At 49.6% G+C, this 11,132-nt stretch carries 12 protein-coding genes, 1 tRNA gene and 1 pseudogene; 6 read left to right on the top strand and 8 right to left on the bottom strand.

Going from position 1 to position 11,132, the window contains the following annotated elements; translation table 11 throughout:
* Both Q0X35_RS04265 and argS read right to left on the bottom strand, forming a co-directional pair.
* A pseudogene (locus Q0X35_RS04265) lies at window positions 1-182 on the bottom strand (diaminopimelate decarboxylase); the annotation flags it as partial.
* Window positions 183-219: 37 nt separating this feature from the next.
* Window positions 220-1,890 carry an arginine--tRNA ligase gene (argS, locus tag Q0X35_RS04260; RefSeq protein WP_297565906.1) on the bottom strand — a complete coding sequence of 557 codons (1,671 nt, stop codon included), beginning with the start codon at window positions 1,888-1,890 and terminating at the stop codon, window positions 220-222.
* A 177-nt stretch (window positions 1,891-2,067) separates the two neighbouring features.
* Between argS and Q0X35_RS04255 the strand changes: the two genes are divergently transcribed.
* Window positions 2,068-2,140: transfer RNA gene (locus tag Q0X35_RS04255), tRNA-Arg, on the top strand.
* 39 nt (window positions 2,141-2,179) lie between these two features.
* Here the strand turns inward: Q0X35_RS04255 and aspA are convergent.
* The 4 genes from aspA to Q0X35_RS04235 form a co-directional block, all read right to left on the bottom strand.
* The gene (gene aspA, locus Q0X35_RS04250) at window positions 2,180-3,634 is read right to left on the bottom strand and encodes an aspartate ammonia-lyase (RefSeq protein WP_297565903.1); all 1,455 of its coding nucleotides are present in this window, start codon (window positions 3,632-3,634) and stop codon (window positions 2,180-2,182) included.
* Between the two features lie 73 nt (window positions 3,635-3,707).
* The gene (locus tag Q0X35_RS04245; protein WP_297565901.1) at window positions 3,708-4,517 is read right to left on the bottom strand and encodes a glycerophosphodiester phosphodiesterase; all 810 of its coding nucleotides are present in this window, start codon (window positions 4,515-4,517) and stop codon (window positions 3,708-3,710) included.
* 107 nt (window positions 4,518-4,624) lie between these two features.
* On the bottom strand, window positions 4,625-5,626 hold the full coding sequence (locus tag Q0X35_RS04240; RefSeq protein WP_297565899.1) for a M23 family metallopeptidase: 1,002 nt from the start codon (window positions 5,624-5,626) through the stop codon (window positions 4,625-4,627).
* A gap of 121 nt (window positions 5,627-5,747) precedes the next feature.
* The gene (locus Q0X35_RS04235) at window positions 5,748-5,873 is read right to left on the bottom strand and encodes a hypothetical protein (RefSeq protein WP_297565897.1); all 126 of its coding nucleotides are present in this window, start codon (window positions 5,871-5,873) and stop codon (window positions 5,748-5,750) included.
* Between Q0X35_RS04235 and Q0X35_RS04230 the strand changes: the two genes are divergently transcribed.
* A complete protein-coding gene (locus Q0X35_RS04230) occupies window positions 5,872-6,477 on the top strand; it encodes a GDSL-type esterase/lipase family protein (RefSeq protein ID WP_297565894.1) in 606 nt (201 codons plus the stop codon). The genes Q0X35_RS04235 and Q0X35_RS04230 overlap by 2 nt on opposite strands.
* 279 nt (window positions 6,478-6,756) lie before the next feature.
* Here the strand turns inward: Q0X35_RS04230 and Q0X35_RS04225 are convergent, their stop codons facing one another.
* Window positions 6,757-7,089, bottom strand: a complete 333-nt coding sequence (locus Q0X35_RS04225; protein ID WP_084789972.1) for a hypothetical protein — start codon at window positions 7,087-7,089, stop codon at window positions 6,757-6,759.
* Window positions 7,086-7,721 (bottom strand): sigma-70 family RNA polymerase sigma factor, encoded by a 636-nt coding sequence (locus tag Q0X35_RS04220; RefSeq protein WP_297565890.1) that lies wholly within the window; start codon window positions 7,719-7,721, stop codon window positions 7,086-7,088. The genes Q0X35_RS04225 and Q0X35_RS04220 overlap by 4 nt, the downstream gene beginning before the upstream one ends.
* Window positions 7,722-7,886: 165 nt before the next feature.
* On the opposite strand from Q0X35_RS04220, the gene Q0X35_RS04215 reads away from it, so the two are divergent.
* The 4 genes from Q0X35_RS04215 to Q0X35_RS04200 form a co-directional block, all read left to right on the top strand.
* On the top strand, window positions 7,887-8,303 hold the full coding sequence (locus tag Q0X35_RS04215) for a DoxX family protein (protein WP_297565888.1): 417 nt from the start codon (window positions 7,887-7,889) through the stop codon (window positions 8,301-8,303).
* A gap of 18 nt (window positions 8,304-8,321) precedes the next feature.
* The gene (locus tag Q0X35_RS04210; RefSeq protein WP_297565885.1) at window positions 8,322-9,716 is read left to right on the top strand and encodes a 3-phosphoshikimate 1-carboxyvinyltransferase; all 1,395 of its coding nucleotides are present in this window, start codon (window positions 8,322-8,324) and stop codon (window positions 9,714-9,716) included.
* Window positions 9,707-10,747 (top strand): ribosome small subunit-dependent GTPase A, encoded by a 1,041-nt coding sequence (gene rsgA / locus Q0X35_RS04205; protein ID WP_366084434.1) that lies wholly within the window; start codon window positions 9,707-9,709, stop codon window positions 10,745-10,747. Before Q0X35_RS04210 ends, rsgA begins: the two co-directional genes overlap by 10 nt.
* Before the next feature lie 41 nt (window positions 10,748-10,788).
* The coding region (locus tag Q0X35_RS04200) for an inositol monophosphatase family protein (protein ID WP_297565882.1) at window positions 10,789-11,132 on the top strand (344 nt) is incomplete at its 3' end.

Raw genomic sequence — 11,132 nt, 5'->3', positions numbered from 1 at the left:
GCGCGGGCCCGCGCATCTGCGATATCGAGGATATACAGCGGAGTACCAAAACGAGCAGCTAAATCACTTACCGGAATTTTCGCCACCGCATATTCCCCCTGCGCAAGCACTTCCACCTGCTGCGACCAAATTCCGCTCCAGCTATTATCTGGGCGAGGGGCAGCCACATTTTCCAAATTCATCTTTTCCTCCTGCTCTGCCCGATGCGGCTCTCTACTTTCACATTTGCTGCGGAGCGGCTACTCCCAGAAGCTGCAACCCATTTGCTAGTACTTGCCCGGCGGCGTCATTCAACCATAAACGCGCCCGATGAGTAGCAGTCACGGGATCACTAGCGCGCGGAGTGACACGCGATTTACCATACCAAGCATGATAGGCCCCCGCTACTTCCTCAATATAGCGCGCAATTCGGTGCGGTTCGCGCAGTTCCGCCGCCTGGGCTACCACTTCCGGATAGCGAGCTAAAGTGGCGAGCAGATCCTTATCCGTCTGCGTATTCAATAAAGCCGGATCAAAATCACGCCGTTCCACTCCATGCTCTTGCGCATTGCGCGCTACTGAGCAGATACGCGCATGCGCATACTGTACGTAATAGACGGGGTTATCGTTGGTGTGCGCAGATATTAGTGCTAAATCAATTTCCAAGGGCGTATCCATTGCACTGCGCACCAGTGAATAGCGCGCCGCATCTACTCCGGCCGCTTCCACTAAATCGCTGAGCACCACCACATTACCGGCTCGTTTTGACATCCGTACCGGTTCCCCATCCTGTAAAAGATTCACTAATTGCCCGATGAGGATTTCCATATTTTTTCCGCTGCCCGCTTCATCTCCAAACGCGCGCGCCATCGCATACATCCGCCCGATATATCCGTGATGGTCCGCTCCTAGCAAATAGATGGCGCAGTCGCTTCCCCGCCGGCGTTTATTGAGGTAATAAGCGATATCACCCGTAAAGTAGGCAGTTTCCCCATTAGTTTTTATTACTACGCGGTCTTTATCATCACCAAATTCTTTAGTGCGCACCCACGTGGCGCCATCTTTTTCGTAGAGGGCACCCCGCTCTCTTAACTGCTTTAAGGCTTCTTCTACTTCTCCTGAGGAGTAAAGGGAATCTTCATGAAAATAAACATCAAATTCCACTCGAAAATCGGTAAGTTCCTTTTTTATTTCTGCAAACATCTGCGCTACGCCGTATTTACGGAAAAGTTCCTGCGCTTTTTCTCGTGGGAGCCCGGCGAAATCCACTTCCGGATGCTCAGCCTGTACCTGAGCAGCAATAGTGGAAATATATTCCCCACCGTAGCCATCTGCTGGCACTTCTTCTCCACGCGAGCGCGCGAGAAGGGAAGAAGAAAATCTATCTATTTGTGCGCCGTGATCATTGAAATAGTATTCACGTACCACTTTTGCACCAGTAGCTGCCAGGATTCGTGCTAAAGAATCACCCACAGCTGCCCAGCGTGCACCGCCTATATGGATTGGGCCAGTGGGATTAGCGGAAACATATTCCAAGTTAATTGTCTGCCCTTTATTGACGGTAGAAGTGCCGTAGGCAGCTCCCGCTTCCACAATACTGCGCGCCAATTCTCCTGCTGCTGCCGCCTGTAAATAGATATTGAGGAATCCCGGACCCGCCACTTCTACTTTGGCAATGCCGCTTTCCTTACGCAGCTCAGCAGCTAAAATCTCCGCTAAATCGCGCGGAGCTAAGCCCGCTTTTTTCGCCAACTGCATAGCTATATTAGTAGACCAATCGCCATGCGCCCGGGCCCGCGGGCGCTCTACTCGCACGGCAGGCATATCCGTATCCGTAAAAGTAATTTCTTTATTCGCACGCACCTGGCGCAATGATTTCGCAATAAGTTCAGCAAGTTCCTCAGGAGTCATAATTGCATTCTACCGAGCCGGGCGGCAGAGCCTCTAGCGAGTGGAGGTGAACTTAGCCATTAAGTAATTTGCCCGGCTGCAATGTGCTACGTGTGACACTTCAAAAACTTAGTTCGGAATCTAGCGGCGTTCACTGCTACACTGAAACCCGATACAAAAAGTATCGCAAATATATCTGCCCCGATAGCTCAGGGGATAGAGCGTTCGCCTCCGGAGCGAAAGGTCGCAGGTTCGAATCCTGTTCGGGGCGCAGATTAAAAGCTAGTTTTGAACTCAGCTAATTTTGAACTCAACTCGCACTTGGAGTGGGCGGCAAACCTTTTTCACCTGGCTTATATATCTTTCCGGAGAACTCAGGATTCAAAAATACCTCTTCACACAAATAGGTATCGATTTCCTCTTCTGTGAGCAGCCCTAATTCCAAAACCACTTCTTTTATATTTTTCCCGCTCTTAGCAGCAGTTTTACCAATTAAATCGCCTTTTTCATGCCCGAGAATATCGTTGAGATAGGTGACGATACCGATAGAATTCATGACGTAGGAACGCATAATCTCCCGATTCGCCGTAATTCCCTCAATGCAACGCTGGCGCAGCGTACGGCAAGCATTAGTGAGCAGCTGGAAAGACTCACTCATCGCCTCTAGAATCACTGGCTCCATCACATTTAGCTGCAACTGACCGGCCGCAGCCGCCAACAATACTGCTGTATCGTTGCCAATCACCTTAAAGCAAACTTGATTTACCACTTCCGGAATTACCGGATTTACTTTTGCGGGCATAATCGAAGATCCGGCCTGCATCTGCGGCAAATTTATCTCATTCAGTCCCGCCCGCGGACCCGAAGAAAGTAGCCGTAAATCATTACAGATCTTGGTGAGATTGTGCGCCAATCTTTTCAAATGCGAATGAATAAGCACATGGTCGCCGTTGTCATAAGTAGCTTCCATCAGGTCAGGAGCATTTTTAATAGCTAAACCCGTAACTTCAGCTAGTTTTTCTGCCACTACTTGCGAAAAACCCGCCGGCGTATTTACTCCGGTGCCGATTGCCGTGGCTCCTGAATTGACGTATAACAATTTTTCCGCATCTTGCGCCAGCGCCTCTTTGGCACTCTGAATAGAACTGGCGAAAGCTTGAAATTCCTCCCCTAGCGTCATCGGCACGGCGTCTTGCAACTGGGTACGCCCCATTTTCAGTATCCCCGCAAATTCCACACCTTTTACCGCTAAAGCAGCCTCCAGCTTTTCCAGTTCTTCCAATAGACACAGTACTTCTTGGTATACGGCGAGGCGAATCCCCACCGGATACGTATCATTGGTGGATTGGGACTTATTCACGTGGTCATTGGGATGAATAATATCGTAACGCCCTTTTTCATAGCCCAGCGCTTCTAAAGCTAAATTAGCGATCACCTCATTGGTGTTCATATTGGTAGAAGTACCTGCACCACCTTGAAATAGGTCTACTGGAAACTCCTCAAGGCAACGCCCTTTTTCCAGTACTTCATCGCAAGCTCCCACAATAGCTGCGGCTATATCTTCTGGTAGTACTCCTAACTGGGCATTCGCAAGTGCACAGGCTTTTTTCACCTGCACCATTCCGCGCACGAAATCCGGAATATCCCGCACTTTTTTATTAGAAATCTGGAAATTTTCCAGCGCTCGCTGAGTGTGGATTCCGTAGTATGCACTATCCGGCACTTCTTTTTCGCCGAGTAAATCGGCTTCCCTACGATTCGCCATTGAATTCTCTCTTATCGGTGAGTTAAAAATACAAACTAAAGCGGCGGAATATTCTTCGCCTAATCGCATTCTATTACTCGGGCCGATTTTCTGCCTTAGATGCCCAAAAATCCTCTATTACGCGCCGCGCCCGGCTCGGCTCATCAGTTATCAAAGCATCTACACCGAGCTCCAAAAGTCGGTGCATTTCCACTTCTTCGTTAATAGTCCATACGTGTACCGCTAGACCTCGCCGATGGCACAGCCGAATAAAAGCCGGAGTAATAATTTTTATTCCGTAGGCTGCTACCGGCACTTGCACCGCTTCTACTTTTTGCTTATTGCCAGGCACAAACCAGCAGAGAATATTTTGCAATGGCGATGGTAAGTACGCAGCTAATACCAGCAATACCAGCGCTCCTTCCCCGAGCGAAGAGGTAACGCCGGGGAGAAGACGGCGCAACACTTTCAAGCGCATTTCACTAAAGGAACTGAGAGAAATGCGCTCCTGCGCGTCGTGAATTTTAATTTCACGCACTAAATGCCGTATTACCTGCCACTCTTTAGAATCAATATTCAAGACTAGCTGCGGAAATTTTTCTAAAACATCTGCAAATCGCAATAGAGAATGCCCCGAGTGGTCCCGTACCTCGGCCAGCTCTGCCCAAGATTTATGTGCAATTTTTCCGCGCCCGTTCGTCGTGCGTTCCAAAGTATCGTCATGAAAAATTACCACTACCCCATCGCGGCTGGCGTGCACATCACTTTCGATATACTTAAAGCCTTTTTCTTCCATATTGGCAAAGGCGAGAAGCGAATTTTCGGGCGCCTCGTTTCCCCCCGCGCGATGTGCAAGAACTATTGGCTTTTCCTGTAATTTCCACATTCTACCGGCAGCAGACATAATCAAACCTTTCCAGGCACGCTCATTTAATACGCTCTGCTTTTATTCTAACGACAGAAATTTTCTAGGTAAAAGTTTTATCGAAAAAATTTTTATCTCTAAGCGATTTACCGGCAAGAGCTTCCGATATCTACCGCGCCGTGCTTAGCTAAAAACTCTGCCGGATCTACCGCACTGGTCTTCATCCCAGCTCCTGGGTGGATTTCCAGATGCAAATGCGCGCCCGTAGAACGCCCCTGCGATCCCACAGCAGCAATTACCTGCCCCGCTTTTACTTTATCGCCCGCAGCTACATGGATACCGTCGTCGTACATATGCAGATACCAGCTAGTGAATACTTCACCTTTTATCTCATGCTGAATCACAATTATATTCGCAGAGCCAGTCTCCGCCGTCTTCCCGGCGGCCAATACGGTACCATCCGCAATCGCATAAATCGGGGTACCAGCTGGAGCTGAATAATCTTGACCTTCGTGCATCTTAGCAGCACCACTGAAGGGATCAGAACGCACCCCAAAAGGAGAAGAAATTGTATAAGTGCCGCTCCGCAGGGGGGAATAAATAATTTCCTCTGCGCTGGGAGCGAGTGCTCCGATTAGCGAATTTGCTCCTACCTGCGGCAAACAATGTGCCCGCCCTGCCTGTAGCGCCTCCAAAGCGGCCTGCATTTTTGCTGTCTCATCTGCTCCGGGCGCAGCCAATAAAGTATCGGGAGTAGTGGCAGAATCTACTGCCACTTCCGAAAGTAAGGATTGCGCAGTATTGAATTTGGGAGCCGCGATAGCTGCCTGCACTTGCACGAGCGCCATAGTACTCAAAGCCGCAGCTCCCGCTGCTATTAAGCTAGAGATAAAGGAAGGGACTGGCAAACTCTGGCGAATCTGCTGCAGATGCTTAGCTGGAAAACTACTTTTTTGCGGAGGATATTTCGCCAAAGCTGGCATATAGGCAGTCACAGCTACTGCAGAAACACTTTCTGGCGCCGCAGCAATAAATTCCCGGGGTGAATCTGGCGAAACAGCGGATACTTTTGCTGCCGAAGCTTTCTGCGCCGCCAAACGGATTTCGCGGCGGGAAGGTAACCTCCGCCCAGCGCTATCTATTGCCAAAATTTTCCCCGCTTCGTCGTTATTTTCATCATCTGCGGCTGCTCCGCTATCTTAAAGAATAACGTTTTGATAACGAAAAGGCTAGCGGTTAGGTCTTTATTTTCCGTGATACCCTCCACACCTATTTATTAGCCCAAGTAAAAGAAACTATTTCCGCCGCATAGCGGCATTTCTTTATAAGTTTTAGGTGAAAAATAGTTAGAATATGGGCAGTGGCCTCTAAAATAAGCAGCTGAAGGGTAATCATGAAGCGAAATCTACGAGTCTTTTTTGTAGGAGACGAACTAATTGCCGGACTAGGTGATAAACGCGCCCTCGGCTGGAGCGGTCGAGTAGTGGCACGCACTCCGTTGGATCCCCCACTATTGGCTATCAATTTAGCTTTCCCGGGTGAATCTTCTGCTACTTTAACTAATCGCTGGGAAGGAGAAGTGCTGCCTCGGCGCAGCAAGAATGCCGATAATCGCCTCGTAATTGGCCTCGGCTCCCACGATTTAGACGCCGGCTTGAGCTCAGCTCGCTCTCGGCTGTATCTAGCGAATTTATTGGATAACGCCGAGCGCCATCAACTGGCATCATTTGTAGTCGGCCCGCCACCGCGCCCCGATGTGGAACCGGCCCGCCTTACTGAATTATCACGAGCTTTTTCCGAAGTCTGCTCCCGCAGAGATATTCCCTATGTAGAGACCTATGAGCCTCTTTCCAAACACGCCCAGTGGGCTACCGATATGGCTATTTCCGGTGGATATACCCCGCGCCAAGCCGGATATGGGCTAATAGCTTGGCTGGTCTTGCACCACGGCTGGCACCAATGGCTCGGAATAAATTCTGCTGATCTATTTTCTGAATAGACTTTAGAAGAAAATAAGCTTTCGAAAAATAAAAATAGAGGTGAGAAACGGAGTTTCTCACCTCTGCTTTTACTAATTTAGCAATTGGGCTTTTTGCCGTGATTTGCTTTCTTATTCCGGCGTGCACGCCGTTTATTTGCCCGCTTAGACATAACTTTGCTCCTTAAAAAGCTTATTTACTACCGACTACCCAGTGTAGCGAAAAATACTGATTTCAGCATCAAGAAGTGGCAAGCATAAAAGTAGTATTCCTCTCGCTTTCTCCGGCGCTGGCAAAATCTAATCCGTACAATCTCTTCTAATAGTCAGCTGCGTAATACGTAGCCGCAGCGAGCGCGGAGCAAGATCTGTGAAAGAACGGCGAATAACCGCACGTACCCGCAATTCTGCCCGAATCGTCTCTAAACAATTCTCACAACCGCGACCATGCTCCAGCAGCCGGTGCGCATACTCCGCCGGCACTTCGTAATCGAGTAATTCAAAAAGATGCTCTAATAATTCATCGCAGCGGCAGGCGGCTCCACAAGTACAATCGGAACCACCATGACACGGACAAGCATCCAATTCCGCCATTAACTCAGCGATTTTTTCTTCTGCAGATTGCCCACTCATTTTTCTTCCTTTGCTTGGTAGCCCTGCTGGCGAGCATAATCGCGCAATATATTTCGCAACTGCATTCGCCCCCGATTCAAGCGCGACATCACCGTACCCACCGGAGTTCCCATAATCTCCGCTATTTCCTGATAGGAAAAACCCTCGATATCGGCCAAATAAACTACTGTGCGCCGTTCTTCCGGAAGAGCGTAAAAAGCTTCCTGAATTTCCTGGTTAGGCAGGTTTTCTATCGCTTCCGCCTCTGCCGACTGTAAACCCACCGCGTGATGAGAAGCAGCTTTATATTCGTGCCATTCTTCTACTTCCGCATGGTCAGATTCTTGCGGTCGGCGCTGACTTTTCCGGTAATTAGAAATAAAAGTGTTATTGAGGATGCGATAGAGCCAGGCCTTCAAATTCGTACCCGGCTTATATTGATAAAATTTAACAAAAGCCTTGGTGAAGGTCTCTTGCACTAAATCTTCTGCATCCTGTTTATTGCGGGTAAGACGCAGAGCACCCGCATAGATCTGATCGAGAAGCGGCAAAGCCTCCCGAGCAAATCTTTCTTCCAGTTCTTTCTCGGACTCTGCTTCTTTCTCTGACTCTGCGCGCGGAGCAAGAACTGCATTTTTTTCTTCATTCATCATCTCTAGGATACTAAAAACGCCACGCCCTTACTTCTCCGCAGACCACTTTCACAAGGCATTACTTTTTTAGAGGAAATTGGAGTTAAGTATGCCGTCACCTAAAAATATGCCTACACTTAAGATGCAAATCATTCGCCCTCTCTCCTAAGCGGAAAAGGATTTACTATGCCAGCTGCACCTGCTTTCTCTCGTCTCTTGATTGCCGCGCCCTATATAGCATCTGGAGCTGACGCTCTGCTGAATGCCCCGGCTCATCGAAAGCAGGGAGAAAAATTTGTCACTTGGTTGGAGAAAATCGGCATTGAGTTTCCCGTGGAGCATTTACCTCTTATTACTCGGATCAGCGGCGGAGCTATGCTTGCTGCCGGTAGTGCACTGGCCGTGGGTCGCTTTAGAAAACTCGCTGCAGTCGGGATTCTCGCTTTGCAAATACCAGTTTCGCTAGCTCGGCATCCTTTTTGGGAACAAGAAAATTCGGAAAAGAATTTCGATATTCTCTACCTACTATCAGATGCACTTCTGCTCTACGCAGCGCAGGTCGCCGGCTGGAGCAATGAATATCGCTCTGCGGCCCATAAATAGTAGCGAAGTAAAATCCTTATGCCTGATTTATGGCCCGCCCCTCGCGCCGGAACAGTAGCCGGAGATATTAATTTACCTGCTTCTAAGTCAGCTACCAACCGCCTGCTTATACTAGGGGCATTGAGTGAAAAACCCACTACCCTCTATTCTCCACTCCAAGCAGAAGATACTGATTTAATGGTGAACGGACTCCGTAATTTAGGGGTGAAAATCGAGCAAAGCGATGCTGCTTGGAAAATATATCCCGCACCTTTACACGGCGGAAAAATCTATACCGGATTAGCTGGCACCGTAATGCGTTTCCTATTGCCGCTAGCTGGCCTAGCAAGCGGGGAAAGCCTTTTTCACTGCGCTGAGCAAGCTGCGCGCCGGCCAATTTCTCCGCTAATAACCGCCTTAAAAGATTTAGGAATCGAAGTAGAAACAGCTGGCAACTCTTCTGCTAGCGCTTTTCCTTTACGTATAAAAGGAAGGGGGGAAATACAGGGCGGAAAAATTCATCTCGATGCGGCGGCTTCTTCGCAATTTATCTCTGCCTTACTTTTGGCTGCGCCTCGTTTCCAACGCGGTTTAGAGCTAGTAGCTCCCGCGCCACTCCCGTCATTTCCCTATATCGAAATGACGGCGCATATGCTCCGCCAAGCGGGAGGAAAAATTACCGAACTGCACTCGGCAGAACTAAACTCGACCGCGCGCGCATATCATTGGCGTATAGCGCCGAGCTCACTCCAAGTAGCTGCCCAAAAGGTAGAAGCTGATCTCAGTAATGCCGGACCTTTTCTCGCGGGAGCTATGGTGAGCGGAGGAAAAGTGCGGATCGCGAATTGGCCGGCACGCAGCCACCAACCAGGGATATCTTATCGGGAGATATTTAGCCAGATGGGCGGAAAATTTTCGCACTGCCACTGCGCAGATCACAGCGGAGATCTAATTCTCACTGGCCCATCCACGCTAAAGGAAATAGATATAGATTGCCGCGCCATTGGCGAATTAGTACCCACTTTAGCTGCCGTATGCGCCTTTGCCTCCGGCACTTCTTATCTGCGCAATATCGCTCATCTGCGCGGCCATGAAAGTGACCGTTTAGCAGCTCTAAGTAGTGAATTAGCGAAAATAGGAGTAAAAGCACGCATAGTTGGGGGCACTGACTTAGAGATCACTCCTCCCCGCTCCCAACCCACTGCTGCCAATCTGCCTAATACCCCTAGTCTGCGCGGTGGGGCGGCGCCCGATATTGCGGAACGCGATATTGCAGCGCGCGAAATTATTATTGATGCACATAATGATCACCGTTTAGCCACTTTCGGAGCTATTTTAGGAATGCGCATTGCGGGTATTAAGATAGCAGGCATAGAGGCCACTGCAAAAACTTTTCCAGATTTTCCCCGGCAATGGAAGGAATTTTGCCGTTGAGAAGAGATATCGGCACTGATGACTACCGCGTACGGGTGCGCCCCGGTAAAGGCTCCCGCCCGCGCACGAAAATTCGCCCTGATTACTCCCGCGCTTCCCGCGCCCGCGTATATCGGGTGGATCGCGGCCGTTATCATATGCGGTTACTTACAGAGGGCACACCGCTGGTAGCGGTGAAAGCGCGTGAACTTCCGCCGGGAAGCGTAGTGGTAGGAGATATCTGCGCGGTAGTAGGAGATCTTTCTGGAAAGCAGAATACTTTGGCGCGCATTGTAAAAGTGGATGAACGCCAGAGCGTATTACGCCGGAGCAGCGCCGAGGGAGAGAAAACCGGAGAAGAAAGAGTAATTGCTGCCAATGTAGATCAGCTACTTATTATTAGCGCCTTGGCGGATCCCCCACCGCGCATCGGTATGATTGACCGCTGCCTCGTGGCTGCCTATGACGGTAATATCCGCCCAATTTTGGTGCTCACAAAAGCGGATTTAGCTTCTCCGGCAGCACTTTTAGCTACTTACCAAGATTTAGCACTCCCCACCGTCATCACCTCTGCGCAAATAAATGCGCAGCAAAAAGCTGAAATTAATGCAGAGAGCCTTCGCGAATTGCGCTCTTACCTGGAGGGGAAAGTTTCCGTGCTGGTTGGGCATTCCGGAGTAGGTAAATCTACTTTAATTAATGCCCTCGTACCCAGCGCTAATCGCGATATCGGAACCGTGAATGAGGTGACGGGCCGAGGCCGGCATACCTCCACTTCCGCTATGGCTTTTGCCCTGCCGGAATCCGGAGTAGTGATAGACACTCCCGGTATCCGCACTTTTGGAATTTCCCATATCGATACGGAAAAATTACTGCCTAGTTTTCCAGATTTAGCAGCAATAGCAGCTGCTTGCCCCCGTGGATGCCGGCATAGAGAAGGAGAATTAGAATGCTGCCTCGGGGAAGTATCCGAAGCACATCTACGCCGGCGCGTAGCTTCTTTCCACCGTCTTCTAGCCGCTATTGACGTGCCGGAGTGGGATAAAAACTGAGATAGTACCTACTCGCTCGTATTTCCACGTAGAATATGGCTATGGCTAAACGTTCTCGACTTTCCGATGATTTACAGGTAATTTCCGGCATCATTGATCAGGTAGATCATTTTACAAAGCAGCGCTTTCGCGCCTTAGATTTACAGGTAGAGACTAAACCAGATTTCACTCCCGTCACTGATGCCGACCGCGGCGCAGAGAAAATTATCCGCAATATGCTGGGGAAATACCGTACGCGTGACGCCATATTCGGAGAAGAAGAGGGCGAGAGCAGCGGATATTCTAACCGGCGGTGGATTATTGATCCTATCGATGGCACCAAAAATTTTGTGCGCGGCGTGCCGGTGTGGGCCACTCTAGTCGGCCTAGAGGAAGACGGAGAGAT

Origin of the sequence: uncultured Arcanobacterium sp. (assembly GCF_947253055.1) — a bacterium.
GTDB lineage: Bacteria > Actinomycetota > Actinomycetes > Actinomycetales > Actinomycetaceae > Arcanobacterium_A.
Note: the sequence above shows the minus strand (reverse complement) of the source record. Positions and strands in the feature narration are given on the sequence as shown.